Source organism: Microbacterium cucumeris (assembly GCF_058349845.2).
On sequence record NZ_JBYRIZ020000001.1, the window covers coordinates 622,101 to 636,961 of the forward strand.

Below are 14,861 nucleotides of genomic sequence, written 5' to 3' on the forward strand. Positions count from 1 at the left end.
CTCAGTCGCGCGCAGGCGCGGCGCGCTCCCAGCTCGCGACGGGCCCCGGCACGACGGCGAACAGCGGATGCGGCTCCGGCCTCGGCTCGGAACGCCACCGCGCGTGCTGCTCAGGGCTCCTGGTGGCGAGCTTGGCCAGGAGGTGCTCCCACTCCCGGTTCAGCTGACCGTCTGTGACCTCGATGGACGCGGTCCGCCCCGGACGGGAGATCCGAGCGCGGTCGAAGCGGTAGCCGCGCTCGTCGGCCTCGGCGGCCAGCGCATCGAGATACGCACCGATCGCAGCGACCGGGTCGTCGGTGGCACGGAACCGCTCGAGTTGCGGGTGACGCGTGTACCCGCGGGTCGCGCCGCCGAGCACTGCCTGGGCCAGCAGCGTCTCCCGCCAGCAGGCGACGAGGCCCTGCCTGTCGAGATAGCGCGGGTGCACGGACCAGATCCTCATGCTCCGACGCTATCGTGCCCGATGCTCCCGCCGGAGCGTGCGCTGTGCCATCCTGAGGGCATGATTCCGCGCGATCGTCATGTGCCGTCGCGGGCATATCTCGCCCGCCATGGTCAGACCGTCTGGAATCTCGAGGGCAGGCTGCACGGCCGACTCGATTCGCCGCTGACCGCCGACGGCATCGCGCAGGCCAGAGCCGCCGCCGATCGGCTCGTTCCCTGCGGCATCCGCACGATCTGCTCCAGTCCGCTCGGCCGGGCGATGGCGACCGCGGTCATCATCGCGGAACACCTCGGAGCGGATGTCGTCGAGGTCGCCGATCTCGCCGAGATCGACCACGGCGAGATGGCTGGCATGACCTGGGCGGAGATCGACGAGCGGTATCCCGGGGCCCGCGCCGAGCGGGCCGAGAACCGGTACGGCTGGGCGTTCCCCGGGGGCGAGAGCTATGCGCAGGCGCGCCTGCGTGCGCGGCGTGCGCTGAGCGAATGCGGCTGGTCCGCCGTCGGACCGCCGCTCATCGTCGCCCACGAGATGATCGGGCGCCTGCTGCGGGCCGAGCTGCGAGGTCTGGATGCAGGTCAGGCGCTGTCGCTGCGGCATCCACCCGGACTCGTGATCGAGATCGACGACGACCACGAGCGCGTGCTCTGACCGCGTTGCCCGTTGCTGCGTTCAGGCAGAGTCGCCGTCGAGGAGATCCGGGCGTCGGAGGCGCGTGCGCTCGAGCTGCTGCTCGTGTCGCCACGCGGCGATGGCGCCGTGATTGCCGCTGAGCAGCACACCCGGAACCTCGCGGTCCCGCCAGAGCGCCGGCTTGGTGTACGAGGGGTATTCGAGCAGCCCGTCCTCATGGGATTCCTCGACGAGGCTCTCGGGGTTCCCCACGACGCCGGGGATGAGGCGGCCGATCGCCTCGATCATCGCCATGACGGCGACCTCTCCCCCGTTCAGCACGTAGTCGCCGAGGCTGATCAGCCGGACCTCACCGAGATCGGCAGCGTACTCGAACACCCGCTCGTCGATACCCTCGTAGCGGCCGCACCCGAAGATGAGGTGCTCGCGGGTGGCGAGGTCCCGAGCGGTCGCCTGCGTGAAGACCTCTCCCGCCGGAGAAGGGAACACGATCGTCGGTCGCGCGCCACTCTCCGACGCGGCCGCGAGTTCGTCGAGCGCGAGCCCCCAGGGCTCGGGCTTCATGACCATGCCGGCACCGCCACCGTACGGGGTGTCGTCCACCGTGCGATGCCGGTCGCTGGTCCAGTCGCGCAGATCCCGGACGCGCAGGTCGATGATCCCGGCATCCTGCGCCTTGCCGAGCAGGGAGAGCGTCAGACCGTCGAAGTACGACGGGAAGATCGAGACGACGTCGAAACGGAGTGCCGGACGGGCGTCGTGAGTCGGGGCGCGCACGAGATCAGGATAGGACGATCAGGGCGCGGCGTCGTCCGACGGCGCATCTTCGACCTCTGCGTCCGGGAGCTCCTCGAAGAGGCCGGCGGGTGGGGTCACCACGACGCGTCCGCCTTCGATGTCGACGGTCGGCACGATCGCCTCGACGAAGGGCACCATGATCTCCCGTTCGGCGTCGGCACCGGCGGGCCGGACGATGAGGAGATCCTGGGCGGGAAGGTGGTCGATGCGGACGACGCGGCCCACGACCTGGTCGTCGCGGACGACGTCGAGCCCGGTCAGCTGGTGGTCGTACCAGGCGTTGTCCTCGGGCTCCGCGTCATCCTGATCGATCCAGAGGATCGCACGCACGAGGCCCTCAGCGGCGGTGCGGTCGTCGATGTCCTCGAAGAACACGACGGAGTTGCCGTTCATCACCCGGTACTCCCGGACGGTGATGGTCTTGCCGTGCCACGGAGATGCCTCGGGCACCTGCAACGTGAACTCGGCGCCGGGGACGAAACGCCCCTCGGGGTTGTCGGTGTACAGCTCGAGCTTCAGGGCGCCCTTGAGTCCGTGCGCCTTGACCAGCCGGCCGACGCGCAGCTGATTGCGTCCCTGAGCCCGGTCCTTCGCCGCCACGTCAGTCGTCCGCGACGTCGACACGAACGCGACGTCCGTCGGCGAGGGCGGTGATCAGCGTGCGCAGCGCCTTGGCGGTGCGACCGCCGCGCCCGATCACGCGTCCACGGTCATCGGGGTGCACGCGCACCTCGAGAAGGTCGCCTCGCGGCGACGTGGATTCGGTGACGCGGACGTCGTCCGGGTGATCGACGATCCCCTTGACGACGTGCTCGAGCGCGGCGGCCAGCACGGCGGATTACTCGGCGTCGGCGGCGGGAGCCTCAGCGGCCTCCGCGTCGGCCTCGGCAGCGGCGGGAGCCTCCTCAGCAGGAGCCTCCTCCTTCTTCTCCGCCTTCGGCTTGATGACCGACTTCTTCGAGGAGTCCGCTTCGAAAGCAGCCTTCTCCTCGGCGACCTTGAGCGTGGACTTCGCGTCCTTCTCGCCCTTGAACGTGCCCCAGTCGCCCGTGATCTTGAGGATGGCGGTGACCTGCTCGGTCGGCTGCGCGCCGACGGAGAGCCAGTACTGCGCACGCTCGGAGTCGACCTCGATGAACGAGGGCTCCTCGGTGGGGTGGTACTTGCCGATCTCCTCGATCACGCGGCCGTCGCGCTTGGTGCGCGAGTCGGCCACGACGATGCGGTAATAAGGCGCACGGATCTTGCCCAGGCGCTTGAGACGAATCTTGACAGCCACGATTCTCCTGAATGGTGTGGAAGGAATATTGAACCGATCGCCTGGAGCGTGGGGTGCACACCCGGCGGAAGCTCTGCGGGAGGACGTGCGCGCTGGATAGAGGGTCGAGCGAGCCGTCCGACCCTCTATTCTGCCAGATCCCCACGCCGGGCGCGAAACGCGATGTGTCCCCGCGCGTCGGCTGGGACGGGCGGTCGTGTCAGACTGTGCTCGTGACCGTGACGTTCGCCGAATCCGCTCGCTCCACCGTGGGCATCGAGTGGGAGATCATGCTCGCCGACCCTGCATCCGGCGACCTCGTCGGGCGCGGCCCTGAACTGCTCGCCGCGCTGGAGGCGGAGAGCGCCGACAAGCGCCACACCGTCACCGGCGAACTGCTGACGAACACCATCGAGGTCACCAGCGGCGTCGGCGCCACCGTCGCGCACGCCGTCGACGACATCGCCGCGGCGATCTCCGCAGTGCGCGCGGCGACAGACCCGGCCGGCGTCGAACTCCTCTCCGCCGGCAGTCACCCGTTCGCGCAGTGGTACGACCAGCGGGTCACCGACAAGACGCGCTACCACAAGCTCATCGAGCGGACGCAGTGGTGGGGCCGGAACATGATGATCTGGGGCATCCACGTCCACGTCGGCGTAGACGACCGCGACAAGGTCTTCCCCATCATCGGCGCGCTGACCGGGTTCCTCCCGCATCTTCAGGCTCTGGCCGCCTCAAGCCCGTTCTGGGCCGGGGAGCGCACGGGCTATGCGTCCAACCGGGCCCTGGTGTTCCAGCAGCTGCCCACGGCAGGGCTGCCGTGGGCGCTCGGTACCTGGACGGAGTTCGAGGGTTACCTGGACGACATGGTCCGCACCGGCGTGCTGGCCGATGCCACGGAGGTCCGCTGGGACATCCGCCCCGCACCGCGCTGGGGCACGATCGAGGTTCGCGCCTGCGACGGCATGTCCACGCTCGCAGAGCTGGCATCGGTCGCTGCGCTGGTCCAGGTGCTCGTCGAGCACTTCTCCCGGATGCTGGATGCCGGCGAGACGCTGCCGACGATGCCCGCGTGGTTCCATCGCGAGAACAAGTGGCGGGCTGCCCGGTACGGGCTCGACGCCCGCCTGATCACGGATGCCGCGGGCGAGCAGACCCCGGTGCGCGAGCACGTCTCCGCTCTGCTCGCCGACCTCGCACCGGTCGCCGTCGATCTCGGGTGCGCTGCCGAGTTCGCCCGCGTGGGATCGATCGTGAACGGCGGGGCGAGCTATGAACGACAGATCGCCGTGGCCGAGGCATCCGACGGCGACCTCCGCGAGGTCGTGCAGCACCTGATCCGGGAGTTCCGTTCGGGCCCGGAGGGCTCGATCGCCTGAGACGTCAGTCGTCGACCCAGTCGAACGTGCGCGTGACGGCCTTGCGCCAGCGCGCCACGCGGCGCTCGCGATCCTCCTCGGGGACGGCCGGCTCGAAGCGAGCATCCTCGCGCCACATGGCGCGGAGCTCATCGAGGTCCTTCCACACGCCGACGGCGAGACCCGCGGCGTAGGCCGCACCCAGTGCCGTGGTCTCGATGACCTCCGGCCGGATCACGGGCACGCCCAGCACGTCCGCCTGGATCTGCAGCAGCGTGGCGTTCGCCGCCATGCCGCCGTCCACCCGCAGCTCCGCCAGCGCCATGCCGGTGTCGGCCGCCACGGCGTCCAGCACCTCGCGCGTCTGGAAGGCGACGGCCTCGAGCGCCGCTCTGGCGATGTGCCCCTTGTTCGCGAAGCGGGTCAGCCCGAGGATCGCGCCGCGCGCATCCGGACGCCAGTACGGCGCGAACAGTCCCGAGAAGGCCGGCACGATGTGCACGCCCCCGTTGTCCTCGACGGTGAGGGCGAGCTCCTCGACCTCCGGGGCGCGCGAGATGATGCCGAGGTTGTCGCGCAGCCACTGGACGAGGGATCCGGTGACCGCGATCGACCCCTCCAGCGCATACCGCGGCGCGTCCTCCCCCAGCCGATACGCGACGGTCGTGATCAGACCGTGATCGCTCTGGACGATCTCCTCCCCCGTGCCGACGATGAGGAAGTTGCCCGTGCCGTAGGTGTTCTTCGATTCCCCCGCGTCGAACGCGGTCTGCCCGAACGTCGCGGCCTGCTGATCGCCGAGGATCGCCGCGATCGGAACGCCGTCGAGCGCCGTGCCGACGACGTGGCCGTACACCTCCGACGACGATCGGATCTCCGGGAGCATCGCACGCGGGATGTCGAAGGCCTCGAGCAGCTCGTCGTGCCATTCGAGCGTGCGCAGATCCATGAGCAGCGTGCGACTGGCGTTGGTGACATCCGTGGCGTGCACTCCGCCGTCCGGTCCGCCGGTGAGGTTCCACAGCAGCCAGGAGTCGGGCGTTCCGAACAGCAGCTCGCCCGCCTCGGCCCGTTCGCGCAGACCCTCCACGTTGCGCAGCATCCACGCCACCTTGGAAGCGGAGAAGTAGGTCGCCAGCGGCAGGCCGGTCCGATCCGCGAAACGGCGCACGCCGCCGTCCTCGGCGAGAGCGTCGATCAGGTCCTGCGTGCGGGTGTCCTGCCACACGATCGCATGGTGGACGGGTTCGCCGGTGCGCCGATCCCACACGATGGCCGTCTCGCGCTGGTTCGTGATGCCGATCCCCGCGACGTCGGCGGCCGTGACCTTCGCCTGCTCCAGCGCGCTCGCGATGACGGCCTGCACGTTGTGCCAGATCTCGGTCGCGTCGTGCTCTACCCAGCCGGCCTCGGGAAGGATCTGCTCGTGCTCCTGCTGTCCGGTGCCGACGATCCGCCCCTGGTCGTCGAAGACGATGGCGCGCGTACTGGTGGTGCCCTGGTCGATGGCGACGATGTGCATGTTCTCTCCTGCAGATGACGGCCCTGTCCGCTCCGGACAGCCTAGAAGACGACGATCGGCCGTTCCGACCTCCTGCACGGATGTGCAGGTCACGACGCGACGAGCTGCTCCGCCAGGTGCTCGTCGAGCACCAGATCGGTGATCAGGCGCGTGGCGATCGCTCCGCGCAGACTCGGCAGCTTCTGCGCGCCGGAGACCACGCAGATCCGGCGGGATGCGCGGCGCAGCACGGTGAAGCCCGGCCCGGTCGCCCGCGCGTTCAGCTCGATGTCCTGCCAGCTGCCGTCGCTGCGGAAGAACACCGTCGCGATGTCTCCGACGACCTTCTCCTCACGAAGGCTCCGGTAGTCCTCGCGGCTGAGGTACCCGCCGATGTACACGCGGCTGGGGACCTCGGCGAACGGCGAGCCGAGCCCGAACAGGATCACGTCCGCACGCGCCTGCAGGTCGAGCACGCGCCGCGTGCTCCGCTCCCGCCACATCGCCTCCTTCGTGCGCGGGTCGTCGAAGAACGCCGGCACGGGGAACTGCTGGACGCCGGCCCCGAACGCCTGTCCGAACCGCTGGAGGATCTCGCTGGCGTAGTCGACACCGGTGGTGAAGGTGTTCCCGGCGCCGTTGAGCTGGACCACGGTGGTGTTGTGGGTCTCCTTGCGGGGCAGGTGACGGCTGATCGCGTCCAGCGTCGATCCCCACGCGATCCCGAGGGTCATGTTCGACTCGAAGTGGATCGGCAGCAGACGCGCCGCGCTCATCGCCACGCGTTCGAAGCGCTCCACGTCGGACAGGTTCTGCGGCGTCGGCACGACGTGCGCGGCGATGCCGTACCGTTCGCGGATCGCCTCCTCGAGCCGCAGCTCCTCGCCCTGCGGCGGGTGGATCTGGATCTCGACGAGTCCCGTATCCCGCGCGTGGCTGAGCAGGCGCGACACCGAGGAACGCGAGGTGCGCAGTTCCCGGGCGATCGCCTCCATCGTCATGTCCTGCAGGTAGTACATCTGCGCGGCCCGCAGCGCCGAGGCTGCTCGCGGATCGCTGCGAGCCGTCATGCTCATTCCGCTCCTTGCACGTTCGTGCAACCGCGTTGCGCGGTTGTGCTGGGCCGCCCAGGATATACCCTGAAGGCCACGCGAGGAGAGACATGAGCACCAGCACCGGGATCGAACGAGACAGCGTCCGCGCAGCGCGTGAACAGGGCCGCACGAGCGTCGTCATCATCGGCGGCGGCATCAACGGGATCGCCACGTTCCGCGATCTCGCCATGCAGGGCGTCGACGTGCTGCTCGTCGAGCGCGACGACTTCGCCAGCGGTGCCACGGCGGCATCCAGCCACATGATCCACGGCGGCATCCGCTACCTCGAGAACGGCGAGTTCCGTCTCGTGAAGGAGTCGGTGCAGGAGCGCAACGGGCTGCTGAAGACCGCGCCCCACTTCGTCAAGCCGCTCGAGACCACCATCCCGATCTACTCCACCTTCTCCGGCATCCTCGCCGCCCCCTTGCGCTTCCTCACACACCGACAGGGCAAGCCGACCGAACGCGGCGCGTTCCTCATCAAGATCGGCCTGACCCTCTACGACACGTTCTCGCGCGACGGCGGCACCGTCCCGCGGCACCGGTTCCACGGGCGCAGGAAGTCCCTCGCGGCCCTCCCGGCGCTCGATCCGGCGGTCAAGTACACCGCGACCTACTACGACGCCTCGGTGCACGACCCCGAGCGCCTCGCGCTCGACGTGCTGAACGACGGCGAGTCCGCCCATCCGGGTGCGCGAGCGCTGAACTACGTGGAGGCCGTCGGGCTGGATGCGCAGGGCGTGCTGCTGCGCGACCGCGAGACGGGTGCACAGTTCCGGGTCGCCGCCGACGTCGTGGTGAACGCCTCGGGCCCGTGGACGGACCTCACGAACGAGGCGCTGGGCATGGAGTCGGCGTTCATGGGCGGCACGAAGGGCTCGCACATCGTGCTCGACCACCCCGAGCTGCTGGATGCCACCGGCGGACGGGAGATCTTCTTCGAGCACTCCGACGGCCGGATCGTCCTCATCTACCCGCTGAAGGACCGCGTCCTCGTCGGCACCACGGACATCGAGGCCGACCCGCGTGAGCCCGCCCGCTGCACAGAGGAGGAGGTCGACTACTTCTTCGCGCTCATCGCGCACGTCTTCCCCGGCATCCGCGTGGACCGCTCGCAGATCGTGTACCGCTATTCCGGCATCCGCCCCCTGCCGCACCACGACGACACGGCGCCGGGCTTCGTCTCGCGCGACTATCGGATCGAACGGCGCCAGGATGCCGGGACCGCACCGGTGCTCAGCCTGGTCGGCGGCAAGTGGACCACGTTCCGCGCCCTCGGCGAGACCCTGGCCGACCGGGTGCTCGCCGAACTCGGACGCGATCGCACGGCCGACACCAAGGGCGTTCGCATCGGCGGCGGCAAGGGGTACCCGAAGACCGCGCGGCGCCGCATCGAGTGGCTGCGGCAGTACGTCGGCGACACGGAACGCGGACGGGTGCTGTTCACCCGCTACGGCACCCGGGCCGCTGACGTCGCGGACTTCCTGTCGCAGGAGCACGACGAGCCCGTGCTCGGCGATGCGCTGTCCACCCGGGAGCTCGCCTGGATGGTCGCAGTCGAGAAGGTGCAGCACGTCGGCGACGTCATCTTCCGACGTACGAGCCTCGCGTTCACCGGCGACGCGGATGCCGCGGCCGTCCGGACGATCGCGACGGAGCTCGCCCCGCTGCTCGGCTGGAGCACAGAGCGCGTGGACGCCGAGATCGAGGAGACGCTGACGCTGCTGCGCGAGGCGCACGGCGTCGATGTCGGCACGTCCGCCTCGGTCTGAGCGGATCTGTCGCGCACGTTTGTGCAGATTGCCCCGTTCCGCGCCTCGCCGCGCCCGCGGGCGCAATACGCTCGGCGCTGGGTTCGACGTCCCCTGCCCGACGGGGCGCCCCGATACGACGTTTCATGAAGGAGTGAACGAATGAAGAGCGGACTTCTGCGCCGGAACGCGTTCTGGCTGGTTCTGTCCCTCGTCCTGTGCCTGATCTCGGCCGCAGGCGCCTCGATCGTCCAGACCGCGGCCGGTACGGTCGCCGTAAAGGACCTGCAGTGGGAAACATCCTCAGGCCGGATGCTAAACGCACTGCTGTATGTGCCGGACACGGCGACGGCGGAGGAGCCGGCCCCGGCCGTGGTCGTCAGCCACGGCTGGTGGAACAACCGGGAGATGCAGGACGCCAACTACGTCGAGCTGGCCCGCCGCGGATTCGTGGTGCTGTCCATCGACATGTACGGACACGGCAACTCGGACCCGTTGCCCGCCGACGAGCTGCAGGTCGGCGGAACCGGCATGTACGACGGCGTGAAGCTGATCGCGGATCTGCCCTACGTCGACGCGGAGCGCATCGGCGTCAGCGGACACTCCAACGGTGCGCGCGCCGCGAACTTCTCGGTCGCGCTCGACAACGAAGCGGACACGCCCCTGATCTCCTCGGTGTTCCTCGTCGACAACGAGGCGATGTACACCGACGAGTCCGGTGCCTACGCCAACCTCTACGGCACGCGCGACGTCGGGCTGGTCGCCGACCAGTACGACGAGTTCTTCTTCCGCAGCTATGACGCGCAGGGCAACGCCCTGACCACGCCGCGCGAATTCGCCACGACCCCGAACGCGCAGTCCTTCCTCAACTTCGGCGCGGACCCCGAGGATGCCGAGGCGCGCGAGGTCGACACGGTGTACACCGAGACGATCGACGGCGAAGAGGTCGTCCGCGTCCTCCACACCCCGGCCCAGACTCATCCGTGGAGCACGATCTCGAAGTACACCGTCGCCGACCAGATCGCGTTCTTCGATCTCACCCTCGAGGCGCCGAACCCGATCCCGCCGACATCGCAGGTGTGGCAGTGGAAGGAGTCCTTCACCGCGCTCGGGCTGATCGGCTTCGGCATCTTCCTCGTCGCGTTCACGCGCGCACTGTTGACGACGCGGGCGTTCCGCGGGTTGCGCGCCGAGCAGATCGGACCGGCCCGTCCCGCCGGTCGTGCCGGGTCCCTGTGGTTCTGGGGCGGGCTCGCCGTCTCGGCGATCATCTCGGCGCTCTCGTACGTCTGGCTGAGCCAGCAGACCTGGCTCGTCGCGATCACCCACAACGCGGTTCCGAACCCGGTTCCCACCGGATCGGTGTTCTTCATCGCCGTGTGGGCGGCCCTCAACGGCGTCGCCGCGATCGTCATCATGCTGGCCTCCTACTACCTGTTCGGGCGGAAGAACGGCACGAACCTCCGCGAGGCGGGGCTGCTGCCCGGCTGGGGTCGGCTCCTGCAGAGCATCGGTCTCGCGCTCGTCGTCGCAGTCGCCGCCTTCGGGCTCGTGTTCGTGGCGGACTACTTCTTCAAGACCGACTTCCGGTTCTGGGTGATCGCGGTGAAGTGGTTCCCGCAGGACAAGATCTGGTACGCGCTGTTCCTGCTGCCGCTGTTCCTGATCTACTTCGTGGCCAACTCGATCTCGATCAACGTGTTCAACCGCTTCACGCTCGCCGGACGCGAGTGGCTGAACACCGCCGTGCTCGCGCTGTTCAACGCGCTGGGCCCGATCATCCTGGTCGCGGCGCAGTACATCACGTTCGGCGTGACCGGTGAGCTGATCCCCGGCTTCGGCGGGATCTACAGCATCTGGCTGTTCCCGGTGATCCTCATCCTCGCCGTCACGGCGGTGATCTCGCGAAAGATCTACCGGGCGACGAAGAACCCGTACATCGCCGGCGTCCTCAACGCCGTCGTCGTCGCGGTCGTGTCGGTGTCGAATTCGCTCGTGATGACCTACTGACCGGGCAACGCGAAGGGGGCTTCGAACCGTACGGTTCGAAGCCCCCTTCGCGTGCGTCTCAGCCCTTGCCGAACAGCTTCTGGATCTCGGCGAGGTCGGCCTCGCTGGGCGCGGCCTGACCGCCGCCGAGACCGAAGCCCGATCCCGTCGGAGCAGCGCTGACGGGAGCACCGGCGTTCTCCGCGGCGCGCTTCGCCGGGTTCCCCGACCGCGACGGCCCCTTCGACTTGCCCTTCTTCCCGCGCTTGGCCGAGGCGCCCGGGCGTCCCATACCGGGCACCGGCCCCATCCCCGGGATCTGCGGCGTGCCGCCGCGCGCGACGGTCTTCATCATCTTCGCCGCCTGGTCGAAGCGCTGCACGAGCTGGTTGACGTCGGTCACGGTCATGCCGGAGCCGCGCGCGATGCGCAGCCGACGCGAACCGTTGAGGATCTTCGGGTTGCGCCGCTCCCCCGGGGTCATCGAGCGGATGATCGCCTCCGTGCGATCGATCTCGCGCTCATCGAAGTCGTCAAGCTGCTGCTTCATCTGGCCCATGCCCGGGAGCATCCCGAGCATCTTCTTCATCGAACCCATCTTCTTCATCTGCTGAAGCTGGTCGAGGAAGTCCTCCAGCGTGAAGGCCTCGTTCGCGAGCTTGTCGGCGACCTTGCGCGCCTCTTCCTCGTCGAAGGCCTGCTGCGCCTGCTCGATGAGGGTGAGGATGTCACCGAGGTCGAGGATGCGGCTCGCCATGCGGTCGGGATGGAAGGGCTCGAGATCGTCGAGGTTCTCACCCGTCGACGCGAAGATGATCGGCCGACCCGTGACCGACGCCACGGACAGCGCCGCTCCCCCTCGCGCGTCGCCGTCGAGCTTCGACAGGACGACACCGGTGAAGTCGACTCCCTCCTGGAACGCCTTGGCGGTGTTCACGGCATCCTGACCGATCATGGCGTCGATGACGAACAGGACCTCGTCCGGATCGACGGCGCGGCGGATGTCGGCGGCCTGCTTCATCAGCTCGGCGTCGACACCGAGACGACCCGCGGTGTCGATGATGACGACGTCGTGCTGCTGACGGCGGGCGTGCTCGACGCCGTCGCGCGACACCTTGACGGGGTCGCCGACGCCGTTGCCGGGCTCCGGGGCGTAGATCGTGGCGCCGGCCTGCTGAGCGACGACCTGCAGCTGGTTCACGGCGTTGGGACGCTGGAGGTCCGCGGCGACCAGAAGCGGGGTGTGCCCGTCCTTCTCGAGCTGCTTGGCGAGCTTGCCGGCGAACGTGGTCTTACCGGAGCCCTGCAGGCCCGCGAGCATGATCACGGTCGGCGGAGTCTTCGCGAACTCCAGGCGACGCTGCTCGCCGCCGAGGATGCCGATGAGCTCCTCGTTGACGATCTGCACGACCTGCTGCGCCGGGTTGAGCGCCTTGTTCACCTCGTCGCCGAGGGCGCGTTCGCGGACCTTGGCCGTGAAGTCCTTCACGACTCCGAGCGCGACATCGGCATCCAGCAGCGCGCGACGGATCTCGCGGACGGTGCCGTCGACGTCGCTCGCGGTGAGCTTCCCCTTCGTGCGGAGGTTGCGGAAGGTCTCGGTGAGCCGATCGGAGAGCGTGCCAAAGGTAGCCATGGTGCTCCCGATTCTACGCGAGGGGACGGCGGTGCTCGGCGACGGAGAGGCCGGGCCGGTCCATTCGCCTCAGATCCCCCCGGGGAGGTCGTGGATCGTCCCGAGCGCTTCGAGCAGCACGGTTTCCACGCTCCCCCGGCCGGCGCCCTGTTCGGCCCACACCCGCAGCGAGGACAGCACGGCCGCCGCGTGCGCGGCTCCGAGGATGTCCGCGCGGATCACGTCGATGCCACCTTCGACGGCGGCCTCCGCGATGGCCGCCGAAAGGCGCGCATGCCGCAGACCCGTGTCGCGGACGAGTTCGTCCTCCAGGCCCATCGCCGCGGCGTTGCGCAGCGCGAGGGCCAGCGGGTCCGGTGCGAAGTCCCGCACCACCAGGAGCAGGATGCCGCGGACGGCGTCGCCTGTTGCATCCGGCCCCAGCGACCGCAGCGAGGCGATGGCCCGGTCGATGCGCTCGTCGAGTCCGGACCACAGCACATCACTCTTGGAGGAGAAGTAGTTGAAGAAGCTCGAGCGGCTGACCCCGGCCCGGCGAGTGATGTCCGCAACCGAGGTGGACTCGTATCCCTGCTCGAGGAACAGCTCGCAGGCGGCCTCCGCCAGCGTCTCGCGAGACGAGGCACGGGGGCGTCCTGCGCGACTGTCCGTGGTCATCCCTTCACCGTACCGCCTCCCCATCCTCCGGAAGAGGCGTATTGTTGGACCGCATCCAACAACCGTGGAGGACAACCATGCTCGACATCCGGATCGCCGGACTCGACCCCGAGTTCATCCCCTATCTGGACGGCTGGGACCTGCAGCGGCGCACCCATGCCGATGTGGTCGCCGGTTCGCGCCCCGACACCCTGCTCCTGCTCGAGCACGAAGCGGTCTACACCGCGGGAAAGCGCACCGAGGCGCACGAGCGACCGACGGACGGTACGCCCGTCGTCGACGTCGACCGGGGCGGAAAGATCACCTGGCACGGTCCGGGTCAGCTCGTCGGCTATCCGATCGTGCGGCTGCGCGAGCCGATGGATGTCGTGGCGCACGTCCGTCGGCTCGAACGCGTGCTCATCGAGGTGCTGCGGCCGCTCGGCGTCGACGGTTATCAGGTCGAGGGACGCAGCGGCGTGTGGGTGCGGCGTCCGCTCGGCGAGGACAAGGTCGCCGCCATCGGCGTCCGCGTGCAGCAGGGCGTGACCATGCACGGCTTCGCCATCAACTGCGACAACACCCTGGCGGGGTTCAGGGGCATCATCCCCTGCGGCATCACGGATGCCGGAGTCACCACGGTGAGCGAGGTGGTGGGGGCGGACGTCTCCCCCGCCGACATCGTCGAGCACGTGTCCGCGGTCTTCGCCGCCGAGTACGCGGGGGTGCCCGCATGAGCGCCGCCCCCGAGGGACGCAGACTGCTGCGCCTGGAGGTCCGCAATGCGGAGACGCCGATCGAACGCAAGCCGGAGTGGATCAAGACGAAGGCGAAGCTCGGTCCCGAGTACCAGGCGCTGCACTCGCTCGTGAAGGACGAAGGCCTGCACACGGTGTGTCAGGAGGCGGGGTGCCCGAACATCTTCGAGTGCTGGGAGGACAAGGAGGCGACCTTCCTCATCGGAGGTTCGCAGTGCACGCGGCGATGCGACTTCTGTCAGATCGACACCGGGAAGCCCGCGGACTACGACACCGACGAGCCCCGCCGCGTGGCCGAGAGCGTGCGGCAGATGGGCCTGCGCTACGCCACGGTCACGTCGGTGGCCCGCGACGACCTTCCGGACACCGGCGCCTGGCTGAATGCCGAGACCGTCCGGAAGATCCACGAGCTGAACCCGAACACCGGCGTCGAGCTGCTCGCGAACGAGCACAATGCCGACCCCGCCTTCCTGGGGCAGATCTTCGAGGCGCGCCCCGAGGTCTTCGCTCACAACGTCGAGACCGTTCCGCGCATCTTCAAGCGGATCCGTCCCGCGTTCACCTACGAGCGATCACTGAGCGTCCTCTCGCAGGGCCGGGATGCCGGGCTCATCACGAAGTCGAACCTCATCCTCGGCATGGGCGAGGAGCCGGAGGAGGTCATCCAGGCGCTGCAGGACCTGCACGACGCGGGATGCGACATCATCACGATCACGCAGTACCTGCGTCCCACCCCGCGCCACCACCCGGTCTCCCGCTGGGTGAAGCCGGCCGAGTTCGTGGAGTTCAAGGAGGAGGCCGAGCGCATCGGGTTCCTGGGCGTGCTCGCGGGCCCCCTGGTGCGTTCGTCCTACCGCGCCGGCCGCCTCTGGGCGCAGTCGATGATCTCGAAGGGCCGGGAGATCCCCCCGCATCTCGCGCACATCGCCGAGGGCGCGGACCTGGGGTTCGCTCAGGCCGTCTGAGCGTCACGCGAGATCCGGAGGAACCGCCCAGATTCG

At 68.9% G+C, this 14,861-nt stretch carries 15 protein-coding genes; 6 read left to right on the forward strand and 9 right to left on the reverse strand.

The window, feature by feature from the left end; genetic code table 11:
• Nucleotide 1: 1 nt before the first annotated feature.
• A complete protein-coding gene (locus tag AC3RXZ_RS03100) occupies nucleotides 2-445 on the reverse strand; it encodes a pyrimidine dimer DNA glycosylase/endonuclease V (protein WP_491493132.1) in 444 nt (147 codons plus the stop codon).
• Nucleotides 446-505: 60 nt separating this feature from the next.
• Here AC3RXZ_RS03100 and AC3RXZ_RS03105 point away from each other — a divergent pair, with 60 nt between their 5' ends.
• Nucleotides 506-1,099, forward strand: coding sequence for a histidine phosphatase family protein (locus tag AC3RXZ_RS03105; protein ID WP_491493133.1), 594 nt, complete (start codon nucleotides 506-508; stop codon nucleotides 1,097-1,099).
• Nucleotides 1,100-1,120: 21 nt separating this feature from the next.
• Here AC3RXZ_RS03105 and trmD read toward each other — a convergent pair whose 3' ends face one another.
• From trmD to rpsP, 4 genes are read right to left on the reverse strand one after another with little or no spacing between them, the layout of a single operon-like run.
• Complete coding sequence (gene trmD / locus AC3RXZ_RS03110) at nucleotides 1,121-1,858, reverse strand: tRNA (guanosine(37)-N1)-methyltransferase TrmD (protein WP_243225379.1); 738 nt, start codon at nucleotides 1,856-1,858, stop codon at nucleotides 1,121-1,123.
• Between the two features lie 18 nt (nucleotides 1,859-1,876).
• On the reverse strand, nucleotides 1,877-2,479 hold the full coding sequence (rimM, locus tag AC3RXZ_RS03115; protein ID WP_491493134.1) for a ribosome maturation factor RimM: 603 nt from the start codon (nucleotides 2,477-2,479) through the stop codon (nucleotides 1,877-1,879).
• 1 nt (nucleotide 2,480) lies between these two features.
• Nucleotides 2,481-2,711, reverse strand: a complete 231-nt coding sequence (locus tag AC3RXZ_RS03120) for an RNA-binding protein (protein WP_243225374.1) — start codon at nucleotides 2,709-2,711, stop codon at nucleotides 2,481-2,483.
• A gap of 6 nt (nucleotides 2,712-2,717) precedes the next feature.
• The gene (rpsP, locus tag AC3RXZ_RS03125; RefSeq protein ID WP_243225371.1) at nucleotides 2,718-3,158 is read right to left on the reverse strand and encodes a 30S ribosomal protein S16; all 441 of its coding nucleotides are present in this window, start codon (nucleotides 3,156-3,158) and stop codon (nucleotides 2,718-2,720) included.
• 212 nt (nucleotides 3,159-3,370) lie between these two features.
• Here rpsP and AC3RXZ_RS03130 point away from each other — a divergent pair, with 212 nt between their 5' ends.
• On the forward strand, nucleotides 3,371-4,516 hold the full coding sequence (locus AC3RXZ_RS03130; protein ID WP_491493135.1) for a glutamate--cysteine ligase: 1,146 nt from the start codon (nucleotides 3,371-3,373) through the stop codon (nucleotides 4,514-4,516).
• Nucleotides 4,517-4,520: 4 nt separating this feature from the next.
• Here AC3RXZ_RS03130 and glpK read toward each other — a convergent pair whose 3' ends face one another.
• Complete coding sequence (glpK, locus tag AC3RXZ_RS03135) at nucleotides 4,521-6,017, reverse strand: glycerol kinase GlpK (protein ID WP_491493136.1); 1,497 nt, start codon at nucleotides 6,015-6,017, stop codon at nucleotides 4,521-4,523.
• 89 nt (nucleotides 6,018-6,106) lie between these two features.
• The gene (locus tag AC3RXZ_RS03140; RefSeq protein WP_491493137.1) at nucleotides 6,107-7,072 is read right to left on the reverse strand and encodes a sugar-binding transcriptional regulator; all 966 of its coding nucleotides are present in this window, start codon (nucleotides 7,070-7,072) and stop codon (nucleotides 6,107-6,109) included.
• Between the two features lie 86 nt (nucleotides 7,073-7,158).
• Here AC3RXZ_RS03140 and AC3RXZ_RS03145 point away from each other — a divergent pair, with 86 nt between their 5' ends.
• Nucleotides 7,159-8,862, forward strand: a complete 1,704-nt coding sequence (locus AC3RXZ_RS03145) for a glycerol-3-phosphate dehydrogenase/oxidase (RefSeq protein ID WP_491493138.1) — start codon at nucleotides 7,159-7,161, stop codon at nucleotides 8,860-8,862.
• A gap of 141 nt (nucleotides 8,863-9,003) precedes the next feature.
• Complete coding sequence (locus AC3RXZ_RS03150; RefSeq protein ID WP_491493139.1) at nucleotides 9,004-10,851, forward strand: alpha/beta hydrolase family protein; 1,848 nt, start codon at nucleotides 9,004-9,006, stop codon at nucleotides 10,849-10,851.
• A 58-nt stretch (nucleotides 10,852-10,909) separates the two neighbouring features.
• Here AC3RXZ_RS03150 and ffh read toward each other — a convergent pair whose 3' ends face one another.
• A complete protein-coding gene (gene ffh / locus AC3RXZ_RS03155; protein ID WP_491493140.1) occupies nucleotides 10,910-12,466 on the reverse strand; it encodes a signal recognition particle protein in 1,557 nt (518 codons plus the stop codon).
• Between the two features lie 69 nt (nucleotides 12,467-12,535).
• Nucleotides 12,536-13,123, reverse strand: coding sequence for a TetR/AcrR family transcriptional regulator (locus tag AC3RXZ_RS03160; protein WP_491493141.1), 588 nt, complete (start codon nucleotides 13,121-13,123; stop codon nucleotides 12,536-12,538).
• A gap of 77 nt (nucleotides 13,124-13,200) precedes the next feature.
• On the opposite strand from AC3RXZ_RS03160, the gene lipB reads away from it, so the two are divergent.
• Complete coding sequence (gene lipB / locus AC3RXZ_RS03165; RefSeq protein WP_491493142.1) at nucleotides 13,201-13,839, forward strand: lipoyl(octanoyl) transferase LipB; 639 nt, start codon at nucleotides 13,201-13,203, stop codon at nucleotides 13,837-13,839.
• Nucleotides 13,836-14,825: a lipoyl synthase gene (gene lipA, locus AC3RXZ_RS03170; RefSeq protein WP_491493143.1), complete on the forward strand. Its 990-nt coding sequence runs from the start codon at nucleotides 13,836-13,838 to the stop codon at nucleotides 14,823-14,825. Before lipB ends, lipA begins: the two co-directional genes overlap by 4 nt.
• Nucleotides 14,826-14,861 lie beyond the last annotated feature (36 nt).

What these genes read in the sequence shown, in the direction of transcription:
- AC3RXZ_RS03100 (WP_491493132.1), bottom strand. Translation starts at nt 445, where the DNA reads ATGAGGATCTGGTCCGTGCACCCGCGCTATCTCGACAGGCAGGGCCTC.
- AC3RXZ_RS03105 (WP_491493133.1), top strand. Translation starts at nt 506, where the DNA reads ATGATTCCGCGCGATCGTCATGTGCCGTCGCGGGCATATCTCGCCCGC.
- glpK (WP_491493136.1), bottom strand. Translation starts at nt 6,017, where the DNA reads ATGCACATCGTCGCCATCGACCAGGGCACCACCAGTACGCGCGCCATC.
- AC3RXZ_RS03140 (WP_491493137.1), bottom strand. Translation starts at nt 7,072, where the DNA reads ATGAGCATGACGGCTCGCAGCGATCCGCGAGCAGCCTCGGCGCTGCGG.
- AC3RXZ_RS03145 (WP_491493138.1), top strand. Translation starts at nt 7,159, where the DNA reads ATGAGCACCAGCACCGGGATCGAACGAGACAGCGTCCGCGCAGCGCGT.
- AC3RXZ_RS03150 (WP_491493139.1), top strand. Translation starts at nt 9,004, where the DNA reads ATGAAGAGCGGACTTCTGCGCCGGAACGCGTTCTGGCTGGTTCTGTCC.
- ffh (WP_491493140.1), bottom strand. Translation starts at nt 12,466, where the DNA reads ATGGCTACCTTTGGCACGCTCTCCGATCGGCTCACCGAGACCTTCCGC.
- AC3RXZ_RS03160 (WP_491493141.1), bottom strand. Translation starts at nt 13,123, where the DNA reads ATGACCACGGACAGTCGCGCAGGACGCCCCCGTGCCTCGTCTCGCGAG.
- lipB (WP_491493142.1), top strand. Translation starts at nt 13,201, where the DNA reads ATGCTCGACATCCGGATCGCCGGACTCGACCCCGAGTTCATCCCCTAT.
- lipA (WP_491493143.1), top strand. Translation starts at nt 13,836, where the DNA reads ATGAGCGCCGCCCCCGAGGGACGCAGACTGCTGCGCCTGGAGGTCCGC.